At 61.2% G+C, this 15197-nt stretch carries 16 protein-coding genes and 1 pseudogene; 7 read left to right on the forward strand and 10 right to left on the reverse strand.

Annotated elements, in window-relative coordinates; all coding sequences use genetic code 11:
* Positions 1 to 44 precede the first annotated feature (44 nt).
* Positions 45 to 350, forward strand: coding sequence for a hypothetical protein (locus tag ACM6IM_RS15105; RefSeq protein WP_414865565.1), 306 nt, complete (start codon positions 45 to 47; stop codon positions 348 to 350).
* Here the strand turns inward: ACM6IM_RS15105 and ACM6IM_RS15110 are convergent.
* On the reverse strand, positions 334 to 1608 hold the full coding sequence (locus ACM6IM_RS15110; RefSeq protein WP_192303743.1) for a glucarate dehydratase family protein: 1275 nt from the start codon (positions 1606 to 1608) through the stop codon (positions 334 to 336). The genes ACM6IM_RS15105 and ACM6IM_RS15110 overlap by 17 nt on opposite strands.
* Positions 1605 to 2984 carry an MFS transporter gene (locus ACM6IM_RS15115; protein ID WP_414865566.1) on the reverse strand — a complete coding sequence of 460 codons (1380 nt, stop codon included), beginning with the start codon at positions 2982 to 2984 and terminating at the stop codon, positions 1605 to 1607. Before ACM6IM_RS15115 ends, ACM6IM_RS15110 begins: the two co-directional genes overlap by 4 nt.
* A gap of 106 nt (positions 2985 to 3090) precedes the next feature.
* Here ACM6IM_RS15115 and ACM6IM_RS15120 point away from each other — a divergent pair, with 106 nt between their 5' ends.
* The gene (locus ACM6IM_RS15120; RefSeq protein WP_371048385.1) at positions 3091 to 3993 is read left to right on the forward strand and encodes a LysR substrate-binding domain-containing protein; all 903 of its coding nucleotides are present in this window, start codon (positions 3091 to 3093) and stop codon (positions 3991 to 3993) included.
* A gap of 83 nt (positions 3994 to 4076) precedes the next feature.
* Here ACM6IM_RS15120 and ACM6IM_RS15125 read toward each other — a convergent pair whose 3' ends face one another.
* Genes ACM6IM_RS15125 through ACM6IM_RS15135 form a run of 3 tightly spaced genes read right to left on the reverse strand, consistent with a single transcriptional unit; the run spans position 4077 to position 7188 of the window.
* Positions 4077 to 4868: an SDR family oxidoreductase gene (locus ACM6IM_RS15125; RefSeq protein WP_414865567.1), complete on the reverse strand. Its 792-nt coding sequence runs from the start codon at positions 4866 to 4868 to the stop codon at positions 4077 to 4079.
* Between the two features lie 12 nt (positions 4869 to 4880).
* Entirely contained in the window at positions 4881 to 6203 is a 1323-nt protein-coding gene (locus ACM6IM_RS15130; protein WP_414865568.1) for an MFS transporter, read from the reverse strand.
* A gap of 46 nt (positions 6204 to 6249) precedes the next feature.
* A complete protein-coding gene (locus ACM6IM_RS15135) occupies positions 6250 to 7188 on the reverse strand; it encodes a 3-keto-5-aminohexanoate cleavage protein (protein WP_414865569.1) in 939 nt (312 codons plus the stop codon).
* A gap of 141 nt (positions 7189 to 7329) precedes the next feature.
* On the opposite strand from ACM6IM_RS15135, the gene ACM6IM_RS15140 reads away from it, so the two are divergent.
* Positions 7330 to 8358, forward strand: a complete 1029-nt coding sequence (locus ACM6IM_RS15140) for an AraC family transcriptional regulator (RefSeq protein WP_192303754.1) — start codon at positions 7330 to 7332, stop codon at positions 8356 to 8358.
* Between the two features lie 39 nt (positions 8359 to 8397).
* On the opposite strand, the gene ACM6IM_RS15145 is transcribed toward ACM6IM_RS15140, so the two are convergent.
* Both ACM6IM_RS15145 and ACM6IM_RS15150 read right to left on the reverse strand, forming a co-directional pair.
* Positions 8398 to 9588 carry an OprD family porin gene (locus tag ACM6IM_RS15145; protein ID WP_414865570.1) on the reverse strand — a complete coding sequence of 397 codons (1191 nt, stop codon included), beginning with the start codon at positions 9586 to 9588 and terminating at the stop codon, positions 8398 to 8400.
* Between the two features lie 298 nt (positions 9589 to 9886).
* Positions 9887 to 10447, reverse strand: coding sequence for a MarR family winged helix-turn-helix transcriptional regulator (locus ACM6IM_RS15150; protein ID WP_414865571.1), 561 nt, complete (start codon positions 10445 to 10447; stop codon positions 9887 to 9889).
* A 129-nt stretch (positions 10448 to 10576) separates the two neighbouring features.
* Here ACM6IM_RS15150 and ACM6IM_RS15155 point away from each other — a divergent pair, with 129 nt between their 5' ends.
* Genes ACM6IM_RS15155 through ACM6IM_RS15165 form a run of 3 tightly spaced genes read left to right on the forward strand, consistent with a single transcriptional unit; the run spans position 10577 to position 11860 of the window.
* Positions 10577 to 11317 carry a hypothetical protein gene (locus ACM6IM_RS15155; protein ID WP_414865572.1) on the forward strand — a complete coding sequence of 247 codons (741 nt, stop codon included), beginning with the start codon at positions 10577 to 10579 and terminating at the stop codon, positions 11315 to 11317.
* The gene (locus ACM6IM_RS15160; RefSeq protein ID WP_201190400.1) at positions 11317 to 11577 is read left to right on the forward strand and encodes a DUF2024 family protein; all 261 of its coding nucleotides are present in this window, start codon (positions 11317 to 11319) and stop codon (positions 11575 to 11577) included. Before ACM6IM_RS15155 ends, ACM6IM_RS15160 begins: the two co-directional genes overlap by 1 nt.
* Positions 11578 to 11581: 4 nt before the next feature.
* On the forward strand, positions 11582 to 11860 hold the full coding sequence (locus ACM6IM_RS15165) for a Rho-binding antiterminator (RefSeq protein WP_192303764.1): 279 nt from the start codon (positions 11582 to 11584) through the stop codon (positions 11858 to 11860).
* A gap of 19 nt (positions 11861 to 11879) precedes the next feature.
* Here ACM6IM_RS15165 and ACM6IM_RS15170 read toward each other — a convergent pair whose 3' ends face one another.
* Complete coding sequence (locus tag ACM6IM_RS15170) at positions 11880 to 12896, reverse strand: succinylglutamate desuccinylase/aspartoacylase family protein (protein WP_414865573.1); 1017 nt, start codon at positions 12894 to 12896, stop codon at positions 11880 to 11882.
* 208 nt (positions 12897 to 13104) lie between these two features.
* Between ACM6IM_RS15170 and ACM6IM_RS15175 the strand changes: the two are divergent.
* Positions 13105 to 13533: pseudogene (locus tag ACM6IM_RS15175) on the forward strand (TetR family transcriptional regulator C-terminal domain-containing protein); the annotation flags it as partial.
* Here ACM6IM_RS15175 and ACM6IM_RS15180 read toward each other — a convergent pair.
* Positions 13489 to 14496 (reverse strand): DMT family transporter, encoded by a 1008-nt coding sequence (locus ACM6IM_RS15180; RefSeq protein WP_414865574.1) that lies wholly within the window; start codon positions 14494 to 14496, stop codon positions 13489 to 13491. The pseudogene ACM6IM_RS15175 and the gene ACM6IM_RS15180 overlap by 45 nt on opposite strands.
* Complete coding sequence (locus ACM6IM_RS15185) at positions 14496 to 15194, reverse strand: ABC transporter permease (protein WP_414865575.1); 699 nt, start codon at positions 15192 to 15194, stop codon at positions 14496 to 14498. Before ACM6IM_RS15185 ends, ACM6IM_RS15180 begins: the two co-directional genes overlap by 1 nt.
* Positions 15195 to 15197 lie beyond the last annotated feature (3 nt).

Raw genomic sequence — 15197 nt, forward strand, 5'->3', positions numbered from 1 at the left:
GTTTGTACAATCCGCGCCATTCGCCCCTTCCCGGAGAACCCGGTGTGCCGCCACTGATCACCCGTGAGATCTATCAATTGCTGCGCGATGCCGCCCTCGAGGTGCGCCCGTTGCGGCGCCTTGTCGAAAGCTGCGGATCCGACCTGGTGCACGTCGACATCGAGGGTTGGCGGCTGACCCTCGAGGTCGACGGCAATCATCTGCGCAACTGCCGGTATTGCCAGAGCCCGGACGGTCGTGAAGTCGGGTTTGACAGCTGGCAGCGTTACGGCACCGATCCGGTGAGTCTGCTCAGCACCTGGGAGCTGGCCCAGATAGAGCGCTTGCTGGCCGTCAGAAACGCGGTTTGACCGCCTTCCATTCCGGTTTGTAGCGCTGCATCTGTTTCACGTCGTCGCGCTGGCGAATGCCGCAGGTCAGGTACTGATCGTGCAGCTTGCCCAGTTGATCGTGATCCAGCTCCAGGCCCAGCCCCGGTGCGCGGGTGATTTTCACGCAGCCATCGACGATCGGCAGCTTGCCGCCCTTGATCACCTCCTCGTCCGGTTCCTGCCACGGGTAATGCGTGTCGCAGGCGTAATCCAGGTTCGGCACGGCAGCCGCCACGTGCGCCATGGCCATCAGGCTGATGCCCAGGTGCGAGTTGGAATGCATCGACACACCAAGGCCAAAGGTTTCGCACATTTTCGCCAGCGCCTGGGTGTCCCGCAGGCCGCCCCAGTAATGGTGGTCGGCGAGGACGATCTGCACGCTGTTCAAGGCCACGCTACGGCGGAATTCGTCGAAATCGGTGACCACCATGTTGGTCGCCAGCGGCAGCCCGGTGCGCTTGTGCAGTTCGGCCATGCCGTCCAGGCCGGGGGTCGGGTCTTCGTAATATTGCAGGTCGTCACCGAGCAGTTCGGCCATGCGGATCGAGGTTTCCAGCGACCAATTGCCATTCGGGTCGATGCGCAGCGGATAACCGGGAAAGGCCTTTTTCAGCGCCTTGATGCACGACACTTCATGCTCGGGCGGCAGCGTGCCGGCCTTGAGCTTGATGCTCTTGAAACCGTAGGCCTCGATCATCCGCCGTGCCTGGGCGACGATCTGCGCTTCGCTCAGCGCCTCCCCCCAGTTGTCCGGTTTGTAGGGGGAATCCACATGCTCGGCGTACTTGAAAAACAGGTAGGCGCTGAACGGGATCTCGTCGCGAATCGCCCCGCCCAGCAGGTCCACCAGAGGCACATTCAACGAATGTGCCTGCAAATCCAGGAACGCCACTTCGAACGCCGAATAGGCGTTGCTCACTGCCTTGCTGGCGTGGGAACCCGGCGCCAGTTCCGCGCCGGCCAGGCTTGCGGGTTTGTTCGCCGCCACGGTGGCCTGGACGATGCGCCGCAGTTGATTGAGGTCGAACGGGTCGAGGCCGATCAGTTGCGACTGCAATTGTTGCTGGATCGCCAGCGCCGGAGCGTCGCCGTAGCTTTCCCCCAGACCGATGTAGCCGGTGTCGCTCTCGATTTCGATGATCGAGCGCAGTGCAAAGGGTTCGTGAATCCCGCTGGCATTGAGCAGCGGCGGATCGCGGAAGGCGATGGGGGTCACGGTGACTCGGGTGATTTTCAAGAGGCGGCTCCCTTTGGATCAGGTTTCAGTGCAGGGTGATTCAAGGCGGTGTGTGGCGCGGCGGTCGGTTGACCGTGGGCAGGGCCACGGGGCGCCGTGCGGGCGAAGAAGATCACCACGGCCGCGACCAGCGACGTCGCCGCCAGGCCGTAGAGGCCCCCTTCGATGGAGCCGGTTTTCTGCTCCAGGAAACCGAAGGTCGCGGGCGCGACAAAGCCGCCGAGGTTGCCGATGGAGTTGATCAGGGCGATCACCGCCGCCGCGATGCGCGCGTCGAGGTAGCCCTGGGGAATCGGCCAGAACAAGGCCGAGGCGGCCTTGAACCCGATCGCGGCAAAACAGATGGCAACGAAGGCGAATACCGGCCCGCCGGTGGTGGACATGAACATGCCGAATGCTGCGATTACCAGGGTCAGGGCGACCCAGGCCTGCTGGTGTTTCCACCGGGCAGCCATGGCCGCGAAGCCATACATCGCGACGATGGAAATGATCCACGGAATCGAGTTGAACAGGCCGACCTGGAAGTCGCCGAGATTGCCCATTTTCTTGATCATGCTCGGCAGCCAGAAAGTCGCGCCGTAGATGGTCAGGGCGATGGAGAAGTAGATGAAGCAGAACAGCGCGATCTGTCTGTCCGCCAGCAACCTGAACATCGACGGCTTGACCGTCTGCGTGGCTTCACGAGCCTTCTGCTCCGAGGCAATGGCGTCAATCAGGGCGTCTTTCTCTTCGGCGCTCAACCAGTTCGCCTGACGCGGATGGGACTGCAGCCAGAACCAGACGAACCCGCAGAGCACGATCGAGGCAAAACCTTCGATCAGGAACATCCATTGCCAGCCGTGCAGGCTCAAACCGCTGACGTGCAACAGGGCACCGGACACCGGTCCGGAGATCACCGAGGCGATGGCCGAGCCGCTGAGGAAAATTGCCATGGCCTTGCCACGTTCGGTCGACGGCAGCCATTGGGTGAAGTAGTAAATGATGCCGGGGAAGAACCCCGCCTCGGCCGCACCGAGAATGAAGCGCAACACATAGAAGCTGGTCTCGCCACGCACGAACGCCATGGCCATGGCCGCCGCGCCCCAGGTGAACATGATGCGCGTCAGCCAGGCCCGGGCGCCGTAGCGTTGCAGCAGCAGGTTGGAAGGCACTTCGAAGATGGCGTAACCGATGAAGAACAAGCCGGCACCCAGGCCATAGGCCGCAGCGCCGATGCCCAGGTCGGTTTCCAGGTGACTGCGGACGAAACCGATGTTGACCCGGTCGATGTAATTGACGATGAACATCACCACGAACAGTGGCAGCACATGGCGTTTCACCTTGGCCGCCGCGCGGGCCAGCGCCGACGGGTCCGGGGAACTCTGGAGGGTTTTCAAGGGGCGACTCCCGTTCATTGTTTTTTTAGGGACGGGTCGATCATGGACGCCGGGATTGATCCCGTCTAATCTAACTTGGCACTTGATTGATACCTGGATTAGATCAATGTTCGAACTGACGCAACTGCGCTGCTTCACCACGGTGGCCACTGAACTCAACTTCCGCCGCGCCGCCGAACGGTTGAACATGACCCAACCGCCGCTCAGCCGGCAGATCCAGTTGCTGGAGCATCACCTGGGCGTCGAGCTGTTCACACGCAGCACCCGCAGCGTGGCGCTGACCGCCGCCGGCCGGGCGTTTTTCGTCGAAGCGCAGAACCTGCTGGAACGTGCGCAACAGGCCGCCGTCACCGCCCGGCGTTTCGCCGAGGGCGACATCGGCTCGGTGAACATCAGTTTTGTCGGCAGCGCGGTGTACGAATTCCTGCCCAAGGTGATCGCCGAGGCGCGCCTCAAGCAGCCCCAGGTCAAAATCGATCTGGCGGAAATGAACACTTACCAGCAGCACGAAGCATTGCGCGCACGTCGCATCGACCTGGGCATCGTGCGTGCGCCCCTGCTCGAACCCGGTTACGCCACCGAATGCCTGGTGCGCGAACCCTTCGTGCTGGCGGTGCCCAGCCGTCACCGGTTGGCCAGCGCCGACACGGTCTCGGTCAGCGACCTCGATGGGCAACCCTTCCTGATGTACTCCCACGCCGCCTACCCGCCGTTCAACGAACTGCTGACCGGCATGCTGCGCTCGGCCCGCGTGGCCCCGGAGTACGTGCAATGGCTCGGTTCGTCGCTGACGATCCTGGCACTGGTCAACGCCGGCATGGGCCTGGCCCTGGTGCCGCGCTGCGCCAGCAGTGTGGTGTTCAAGAATGTGGTGTTTCGCGACATCGACCTGGGCGAAGGCGTGCAGAGCGAGCTGCACCTGATCTGGCGGGAAAACAACGACAACCCGGCGTTCGCGATGTTGCTGGAAGCGATTCGCACGGCGGTGCGAGAGGGTTGGGGGTCTTAGCGATTCAGACACAAGGCCACTGTGGGAGCGGGTTTTCCCGCTCCTGCAGGGCCGAGTCAGGCCAATGAAACCGCAGACTTGCTTTACAGATACTCGACATTCCCGTCGACACTGATGGCCTGGCCGGTGATGTTCACCGCTGCCCGCGAGGACAGGAACAGCGCCATCGCGGCGACATCCTCCATGGTGACCATCCGGCGCAACGAGATTTTCTCCAGGTACTGCTCGCGCATGCTGTCAAAATCGATGCCCAGCGCCTGGGCCCTGGCGTCGATGACCCGATCCATGCGCTCGCCTTCCACCACCCCCGGCAAGATGGCGTTGACCCGGATGTTGTCAGGCCCCAGTTCACCCGCCAGGGATTTCATCAACCCGACTATCGCCCATTTGGTGGACGCGTACGGTGTCCTGAACGGATACCCGAGCCGGCCCGCCACGGATGACATGGCAATGATGTGGGGGTTCTGCCTGGATTTCTTCAGCCAAGGCACCGCTTTGCTCAGGAAGAAATACTGGCTGTTCAGGTTGGTCGCCACCGTCTGCTCCCAGGCATCGCTGTCCAGCGCTTCGATGTTCCCGGTCGGCCCGGCGATGCCGGCGTTGTTGACCAGCACATCGAGCCCGCCCAAAAGGGAAATCGCTTCGTCCATGACCCGATCGACCTGTTGTTTGATCCCGACATCCACCACGCCACCGTGCAGGCCGGGAAATTCAAGCTTCATCCGCTCAACCGCGCTGGCGTTGATGTCGCAGACGTAGACCTGTGCACCGACCTCATGAAACGCGCGGGCGATCACGGCACCAATGCCTGCGGCTCCACCGGTGATGACCACTTTCAGGTTTGCCGGCGGCGCCAGCAGATCGACAATCTTCATGCCCTTCTCCTCTTATTGCGTGACCCGCTCGGCCGCCGGACTGACTTCATGACGGATCGCCGAGGCCAGCAGCGGCACCAGCAGCAACCCCAGTATCGCGGCACCGACAATCACGTAGAAACCCGATGAGCTCAGCCCCGAGGCTTTCTCTGCAAGCCCGAACAGGTAAGGCCCGGCAAATCCACCGAGCAAGCCGATGGTGTTGATGAACGCCAACCCGGCCGCAGCCTGAATCCCCTGGAGCCGTTTCATGGCGATAGCCCAGTAGATCGGCAGCACGCCTCCGGCGAAAAACGCGGTGGCGGTAAACAGTACGATCCGCAACCACGCCTCATCAATCAAGGTAAACGCCACCGAGCTGGCGATCAGGCAGGCAGTGAACACTCCCAGGCAGTAGCAGTCCCTGGCAATCTTTCGGTGGATTCGGGGAAGCACCAGGACCCCGGCCAGAAAGCCGATGCCAACGCTGCTCGACAGCAGGCCAACAGTCAGTGGCGACGTGATGTGCATCTGCTGGATGATCGACGGCGTGAAGAACACCAGCCCGACGAACGCCACCTGGTTCAAGAAGTAGATCAGGCCGATCAGCACCGTTGTCGGGCGCTTCAACGCCTTGACCCAATGCCCGGAGTACTCGTGCGAGTCCGCATGACCGGGGAGCAAGGCATGTGCCTCCAGGCTCTGCGCTTGTGCCGCGCTCAACCAACGTGCGTCACGTGGCCGTTCCGGCAACTTGAACCACAGGATCACCCCGACAATGATGCTGGGCAGGCCTTCGAGCAGGAACATCCATTGCCAGCCATGCAGCCCGCCGATACCGTCCATTTTCATCAGCGCGCCGCCAATCGGATTGCCGATCACCAGGGCCAGCGCCGGCGCGAGGTAAATCCAGCCGATGGCAATCGCACGATCCTTGGGCGCAAACCACAGCGTCACCATGTACATGAGCGCAGGAAACAGGCCGGCCTCGGCAATGCCCAGCAAGACCCGAAGCAGATAGAACGACCATTCGCCCTGGACGAACATCATGGCCGAGGACAACGCGCCCCAGGTGACTGCGATCCGCGCAATCCAGCGACGCGGCCCGATGCGGTGGGCCAACAGGTTGCTAGGCACTTCCAGCAGTGCATAACCGAGGAAGAAAATGCCTGCGCCCAGACCATAGGCCGCGGCACTGATGCCCAGGTCGGCGTTGAGGGCAGCCTTGGCCAAGGCGACGTTGGTTCGGTCCAGATAGGACATGAAGTAAATGGCGCACATCAACGGAATGAGCCGTGTCATCGCCCGGCGGGTGGCCAGCCAGTGCAGCTCCTCGGTGTTTTGCATGATCGTCATGGTGAAGCCTCTTGTTTTTATTTTTCTGGAAGTTCAAGCAGCGGGTCTACAGGTGGACATTGTCTCTGCCTTTGAGGCCGAGCATTTGTCGGGCCTCTTGCGGCGTGGCGATCTCGTACGACAACTCTTCAAGGATGTGGCGCACTTTGCGCACTTGCTCGGCGTTGGTCTTGGCTTTCACACCTTTGGCCAGGTAGATGCTGTCCTCCAGGCCTACGCGCACATTGCCGCCCATGATCGCGCCCATGGTCACGAACGGCAGTTGATGCCGCCCTGCCCCGAGAATGGAGAACTGATAGTTTTCTCGGCCAAACAGACGGTCGGCCGTCGCACGCATGATGCTCAGGTTCTCCGGGTCGGCGCCCAGGCCACCCAGAATGCCAAAGCACGACTGGATGAAAAATGGGGGTTTGACCAGCCCCTGTTCGACGAAATACGCCAGGTTGTAGAGGTGGCCCACGTCGTAGCATTCAAACTCGAAGCGGGTACCGTACTCACCGAGTTCCAGCATGATGTCGCGGATGTCCTTGAACGTGTTCTTGAACACCACGTCTTCCATCCCTTCGATGTGTTCCTTTTCCCAGTCATGGCGCCAGGTCGAGATCTTGCGGGCAATCGGGTGGATCGAGAAATTCATCGATCCCATGTTCAGCGAGCACAGCTCGGGCTTGGCCATCAGCGGGTAGGCAAGCCTCTGCGCCAGCGTCATACGTGTACTGCCACCGGTGGTGATGTTGATGATCGCGTCCGTGGCCTGGGCAATGGCCGGGACGAACTGGCTGAACACGGTCGGGTCCGGCGTCGGCCGTCCATCCAGAGGATCACGCGCATGCAGGTGCAGCACCGCCGCACCCGCCTCAGCCGCCTCGATTGACTGTTGCTGGATCTGGGCCGGCGTCAGCGGCAAGTATTCGGACATCGAGGGGGTGTGCGTGGCGCCGGTGATTGCGCACGAAATAATGACTTTGCGGTTGACTGAACTCATGGGGTAATCCGAATTGTTATGGTTATCGACGGATGTTCGCAGCCGCCTTTCGTGAGACGAGCTTATTGAATTTACCGGGCGATAGTAAGATCCTTAACGGACACCAATGAATCCCTAAGGGACACCTTCAGGAGTTAACCGATGGCGCTGAAAATGCCCCTGTTCAATGAGCGTATCTACGCGCCCTACAAGATCGCGGCGCTGGTGGAGGTGTTAAGTGAACAAGGCATCGCCCCGGCGGACAGCCTCAAAGGCAGCGGCGTCGCTGAGGAAGCAATCTATGACGCGACCGCACTGACTTCGGTGCGGCAATACGCGGCGGTCTGCAGTAACGCGGTGTCGCTGTCCACAGACCCCGCCACCCCCTTCAAGACCGGCTCGCGCCTCCATCTGTCGGCCTATGGCATGTATGGCTATGCACTGATGTCCTGTCTGTCATTGCGCGACTATTTCCGGCTCGGGGTGAAATACCACTCCCTCGCCACGCCGACCTTGACGATCGAATGGCACGAGTATGAGAACGAGGCCGTATGGACCTTTCCCGATGCGTCCAACCCGGTGCCTTCGATGGAAATCAAACGGTTTCTGATCGAACAGCAATTCACCCAACACGTCACCCACCTGCAGGACGTGTTCGGCAGAAGCTGTCCGCCGACCAAAGCCTGTTTTTCCTACGCCGCGCCGGCACACGCCAGCCTTTACGAACAATACCTGGGCTGCCCGTGTGTCTTCGACCACGATCAATGCGAGCTGCACTACGACAGTTCGATTCTCGAGCAAAAGCCCCATCTGGCCCATCGGCTGACAGCGACGGTGCTGCAGGAAACCTGTGATCGCCTGATCGGCCAGGCGAAAGTGTCGTCGGGCATCTCCGGCGAGGTGTATCAGATGATGATGCAAACACCGGGCGCGTTTCCGGACATGGAAACCGTGGCGGAAAAACTGCACATGACCACCCGCAACCTGCGACGTAAATTGCAGGACGAGGGCACCTCGTTCGTGGCCATTACCGATGACGTCAGGTGTTCGCTGGCCATCGAATACCTCAAGACCACGATCATGAGCACGGACGATATTGCGCTGCTGCTGGGGTTCTCGGAGCCGACCAACTTTCGTCGCGCCTTCAAGCGCTGGACCGGCAAAACCACTCGGGACTACCGCCAGGGATGAGGGTGATGGTCGCGCGGTCGATCCATCACCCTTGACGCCTCAGAGAATGGACAGCGGGTAACTGACGATCAACCGGTTTTCGTTGAAGTCCGCCAGACTGAAATCGCGTTTTATCACCGAGTTGCGCCAGCGGATGGACAGGTTTTTCAGGGTGCCGCCTTGTACGACATACGTCAATTCGGATTCCCGCCCCCACTCCCTGCCATCGGTGACACCACCGCTGTGGACATCGGAGCCGTTAATGTAACGGTTCATCAGGGTCAGCCCCGGCATGCCCAATCCGGCGAAATCGAAGTCATGGCGAATTTGCCAGGAGCGCTCATTGGCGAAGTCATAACTGTTACTGAAACTATCGTTCGCCAGTGTTGCACCGCTGGTGCCGTTGAGGCGCATCCAGTTATCGCCTTGCACTTTTTGCAGGCCCAGATAAAACGTACTGGCCTGAAAACGTGCGGACAACAAGGCGGACCAGGTTTTGTTATCGAGTGCACCTGCCAGTTTCTTGCCGTCGTCCTCGCCGCTGAAATAACCGAGGTTCGCGCCTAACACCCATTGCCCCACGGGTTGTGTGTGGGTCAGATTGAAATAGCGCTGATGATAGATATCCTCCAACTGTGCGTACCACGCGCCGACCTGGGTCCGTTTGTCATTGAACGCATATTCCACGCCGGCAAAGTTGAAGCGATCGGACGTTGCGTCCGGCCGATTGAACATCGACATCCGCTCCATACTCGCGTCATTGCGTGGACTGTTTCCACGAAACTGCCCGCCGTAGAACGTGAAGTTGTCCAGGTCTTTCGAAGTGATTTGTGCACCGCGAAATGTTTGCGGGAGTGATCGGCCGTCATCCGAGCGAATCACCGGCAGCGCAACGGCCCATTCACCAATGCGCGCCTGGGTCCTGGCGAAGCGCACTTTCGCGGCGACCGCCAGGCGTCCGAAGTCATCCGCCGGTCGCCCATCGGCATGCACTGGCAAGAGCTGCGTGTTGGTGGTGCCCCTGCCGCCATCGAGCTTTTGCGAATAAAGACCCAGGGCGTCGACGCCGAACCCGACTGCTCCCGAGGTAAACCCGGATCGCGCATCGATGATCACACTCTGCGTCCATTCCTCGGCCTTCGCTTGCGGGTAGTTGCGTTCGGTGAAGTTGCGGTTGATGTAGTAGTTTCTGAAGTTGGCGCTGACCTGCGCATCATCGACGAGGCCCTCGGCCATCGAGGCAAGCGGCATCAGCGCACCGCCCAACAATAGACATTTGAATGAGCTCGAAACAGCGTGTTGAGTGACCCGGGCGCAATATCGCATATGAACTCTCTTTTATTTTTATTAAGAGCGAGACGGTTTATGCAAAACCCGGCGGCCTTTTCCAAGGCGCACTTTCACGTTCGGCAAACGACGTTCAAAGACGCTGCCAATACTTCGCCGAGTGTTTTGCACGAGGCGATACTAGCGGTGTTGAGTCGCAATCATAAGATCCATAGCAGACACGATGAGATCTTAATAGGACAATTTCAGCGTTTCAGAGGGATCACGCGTCAGAGGTCTCGGGCACGACGTGCTCGCGACAGATCAACCCGGTTTCCAGTGACTCCAGCGGTTCCTGGGTCAGGCCGCAGAAGGCTCCATCCTCCCTTTGCTGATGAAAGCGACAGCTGCGGCACAGGCCGAAGCTCGGGACGTTTTCCCCTCGCTGGATGTTTCTCAGCAATTCCAGCAGCAGCCCTTCCAGATCCTCCGAGCGTGTTCCCATGCGCTGGGCGGCCGCGACCAGGAAGTCTGGCGGCATCACCGCGTCGAGCAGCGCCCGGGCGGGCGCCGTCAGTTGCAGGTGCACGCTGCGCTTGTCTTTCGTGTCCTGGGTCTTGACCAGCAGGCCCTTGCTTTCCAGGGCCTTGAGCGATTGCGAGACCGTGCCCTTGGTCAGCCCCAGGTATTCGGTGACCGCCAATGGAGTGTTGGAGTATCGGTTGCAGCGCCCCAGGTACAACAGCGCACTCAACTGAATCGGCTGCAAATCCGTCAGTTTCGGGTGTTCGCGGAACCAGACGCGGGTCAGGCTCGACAGCCTTTCCAACAGATCGAATAGCACGGGCAGTTCCTGATCAATGAGCTCGATAAATAGTATCGGATAAAAACCGTATTGACAAAGCCCGGCTTTGCAGTAGGCTTTTACGTGTCGATTCGAAACTACTTTTTCACCCATTCAACCGGAGGCTCCATGAAAACCGTACTGGCACTGACCCTCGGCACCCTGCTCGCTTCACAGGCATGGGCACACGGCCCGGAGGGCATTCACAGCGACAAGAGCAAGACCGACGCAGCGTTCGACCTGGTGCACACACGCGTCTTCAAGCAAGGCAACGACCTGGTGTTCGAGCAACTGGTCGACGGCAAGGCCGGTAGCCGTGTGCCCTCCGCCCAAGGCTCTTTCGCCGGTGCCGAGGTTTACAGTTACGTCTGGCCGACCAGCCTGGACAGTTCGGTGGTCGGCTTCGAGGCCAAGTCGGGCATCCTGGCGCTGGCGCTGACCTCGCACCCGGATTTCGATGACACCCCGCAACTGGACGAAAACAACGACGGCAAAAAAGACAACGACGGCGGCCTCTGGCATTCCCACTGGGTGGTCCTGACCAAGGACGAAAGCTGCGGGCCTGGCGGCCTGAAAGTGCGCGACATTCCCAAGGACGCCAAGCCGAAACTGCCAGCCACCTGGCCCGGTGCGCCGATCTACATCGACTCCCCCGGCTACCGCCTGAGCGTCGCCGACAACGCCGCGCAGATTCGCGTGCCACTGGCAGCGGTGGGCTTTCCTGAAAGCTTCAACTACGACGGCGTCACTGCCGCGCTGAAGGTCAACGCCGACCTGCACGACCCGCTGCTGTACGTCAGCAGCGTCTACGACATTGCCTCGGGCGACCTGTCCCTGCCCGGCACCTGGAAACTGAAGGAGAGCCAATGATGAACGTCAAAGTATTCGACACCCACGTGCGCACCAAAGACGGTCGTTATCTACACTTCGATGTCCTGATCGACAGCAACGACAGCGAACTGGCCAAAACCTACGCACGCCGGTTCCTGGAGGAGCAAGGCGTTCAGGACGAGGATATCTCCCTGAACGAATGCCGGTTCTGTCACGTTGAACCGACCAACCCCGTGGTGTCCGAGGCGATCAGCCGCCAGGGGCACTTCATCATCAAACTGCAAGGTTGCCAGGAGTAACGAGATGAACGCGTATCAGCCCTTGGATTGTGATCTGCACGACTACCTGGAAATCGCCTGTCTGCGCGGTTATCGCCTGCAGGTGGAGTTGATCGATGGCGCAAGCCTGACGGCCAAGGCGCTGACCACGCGCACCTCCAGCGACAAGGAAGAGTTTCTCTGCGTTGAAAGCGCTGACGGCCCGCAGGAGATCCGCCTGGATCAATTGCTGGCCGTGACGCCACTGGACGACAACGCGCAGTTTGGTCGCGTGGTGTTCCAGGGCGCGGTCTGCTCGTTCTAGCACCCGGCGTGCTCGACCCTCAGTTGGGGTCGAGCAATCCCCCGCTCCAGTTGCGCGACATCCGGTTGCCGGTGAATTTCGCCACCACCATGCCCTGGGCCACCAGGCGGTCCCGGTAGCGCGTGACCATTCTGCCGGCCTGCTCGGCATACAGCACCACCTCGGAAGACGGGTCGCCCGGTCGTCCGAGAATGCGCGCAAAGCGCTGCCCTTCTTCGACAAAATCACCCAGTTCCCTCTCAAAGATCAGCACGCCCGGCTGCGGCGCGAGCAGGGTTTCCATCTGCCCCATTTCCCTGACTTCGACGGGCCAGTCGGCCACCGTTGACGGCGCATCGATCACCCCGCAATGGCACAGCCAGGCATACAGGCCGTCGGCGTCCTGCTCGGCAAAGCGGTCGTTGACGTCGCCCTGCCCGCGCAGTTCCAGAGTCGCGGCCATGTGCCGCTCACTGACGCCGTCCCGCAGCCAGGGGGCGATGAGGGTTTCCTCGAAGGAGCCATCGCCGCCCTCATCCCAGAGGATTGCCAAGTCCATCTTCATTGCCGCCGCCAGCGTCCGCCCGCGCGTGCCGAAGCGCCGATGCACGTAGAGGTAAGGCAATGCTTCGTCATCGGTGTGCAGGTCAAGCACCACCTCGGCATCGGCAGCCAGTTGCACGAGGCTTTTCTGCCAGGCCTGGACATTGGTCGAAGGCCGGGCCATGGCGGCCGACTGATCGAAGCCGCGATTGAAGTTGTGCCCGGTGGCGTCATGGAAACGCCCCAGAATCCGTCCCTGGCGAAACTGGCCGATGCCCAATGGATTGGCCTGTGGCACGACCGTCACCCGACCGCGAAGACGGCCATCGGCCTCGGCGACGGCAAGCCGCTGCATCAACCGGTGCAACACCAGCATCCCGGCAATCTCATCGGCATGTACCCCGGCCTGCAAATGCACCGCCGGTCCGCTGCCATTACCGCTGAATCGCCAGGCCCCGACCCGCACCGGATCGCCATTATTGTTGTGAACCTCGAACGAAATATCCTGCGCCATCTGCCCGCTCCCGATCATTGAAAACCACTGCTGCCAACGCTGGCTATTGAACGAGCGCTCAACTAAGCTCGGCAACATCGCACCCAAGGAATTCGATGTGACTACTGACGCCCCCAAATACCGTCGCGTTGAACCCGACGAGCGCCGTGAACTGCTGGTGGCCGCGACCCTGCGCTGCCTGGCCCGCGACGGCCACGCCGGGATTTCCGTGCGGCGCATCGCCACCGAAGCCGGCGTGTCTGTCGGCCTGCTGAATCATCATTTCGGCAGCATCGACGCCTTGATCGCCGACACCTACCACAAGCTCGCCAGTGAACTGACCAGCGCCCTGCGCCAGGAAATCCAGCAGGCCGGCACGCCGGCGGAAAAAATGGACACCTTCCTCGTCGGCTCCTTTTCCCCCAGGGTCATGGACCCGAAACTGCTCGGCGTCTGGGTCGTGTTCTGGAGCCTGATCCGTCACTCGGACGACGTCAGCCAGTCCCACGAAAAAAGCTACCGCGCCTACCTCGATCTGCTGCGCAGCCTGCTCGACGACCTGGCCGCCAGCGAAGGCTTCGTGATCCACGACACACGCCTGGCCGCCATCGGCCTATCGGCGATGCTCGACGGACTCTGGCTCGAGTGGTGCCTCAACCCCGACACCTTCAGCCCCGCCAACGGCCTGCACATCAGCCGTTGCTGGGTAAAGGGGCTGCGTCACGGAGCATTCGGCACCGACGACGTCCTGTGACGGGTGCCGCCCGAAGATCATCGCCAGGGTGCCACTGACCGCGATCAGTGCGGCACCGATGATCAGCGACCCATCCATCAGGGTGCCCCAGATCAGGCTCGACAGCAGAAACGCCCAGATCAGCCCGGTGTACTCGAACGGCGCCAGCACGGTCGCCGTCGCCCGCTGGAAACTGGCGAACACCAGGAACTGGCCGATGCCCCCCACCAGCCCGGCGCCGAGCATGCCCAGCCACGCCGGGGTCGGCACCGGCGTGTGGGTCCAGGGCAAGGCGATCGTCATGCACAGGACGAACACCACGTTGGTGATCAGTAATTGCTCCAGCACCGAGGTCCGGTCATCCACCTGTCGCAACTGGATGTAGGTGAACGCCCAGCACAGCGCCGCCAGCAGCGTCAGTACGATGGGCAGCGGGTCGGTCATGTGGCTTGGGCGGCACGCGATGATCACCCCGACGAAACCGATCACCAGGCTCAACCACTGCCAGGCGCTGGCCCGCTCCTTGAGGATCACCGTTGCCAGCACCGTGACGATGATCGGCGCGGAAAAATACAGCGTGGTCATTTCGGCCAGGGTCAGGTCACGGGCGGCCGTGTAGTACAGCACCCAAGCCACCAGCGACAACAACCCCCGGACCACCAGCAACCGCCGGCTCGGCGAACGCCAGGCGCGGCGTACCAGTTGCAGACGGCCGACCAGCAGGCAGACAGTGACCACCACCAGACTGCGCCAGAACAATATGCTGACCACCGAATAGTCGGCCACCAGCCACTTGATGGCGGCATCCTGCAATGCCAGAAACGCGTAGCCCAGGGTGCACAGGCCAATGCCCTGCAACGAGCGGTCGACACGGCCTGGCGCGGACATCAGGCGGACCTGCGCACGGGGGTGCCGCGTCGCTCGACGAAGGCGAACAATGCCTCGATCAGGAAGGTCAGGCACACGTACACGCCGGCCACCAGCAGCAACGGTTCGTACACTTGCAGGGTTTGCGCACGGACCACGTTGGCGGCGCCCAGCAGATCGATCACCGCGATGGTCGAGGCCAGTGCCGTGGACTTGAGCAGCATCACTGTTTCACCGGCCAGCGTTGGCAACAGCAGGCGCATGGCACGCGGCAGGCGCACGCGCAACAGCGACTGGCGCGACGTCATGCCAAAGGCCGAGGCCGCTTCCATTTCGCCCTTGGGCACCGCCAGCAGGCCGCCGCGAATTACCTCGCCGACGTAGGCGCCCATCGACAGCACCAGGGCAAGCACGATGTACCAGTAACCGTCACGCAGGTAGGGCCACAGAAAGCTGCCGCGAATCAACGGGAACTGCGCGAACAGGCTGCCGAGCCCGTAGTAGAAGATGTAGATCTGGATCAGCAACGGTGTGCCACGGAACACGCTGGTGTAGAACAGGCTGGTCCGGGCGATCACTTTGTATTTCGAGATCCGCGCCAGTGCAACCAGGATGGCCAGCAGGAAGCCGAACACGCTGGATAGCAGCAACAGGGTCACGGTGGTTTGCAGGCCACGGCTCAACAGCTCCGCGTATTCGACTATCCACGCTGGAATCATTTC

The sequence above is a fragment of the Pseudomonas sp. IT-P12 genome, assembly GCF_949767465.1.
Lineage (GTDB): Bacteria > Pseudomonadota > Gammaproteobacteria > Pseudomonadales > Pseudomonadaceae > Aquipseudomonas.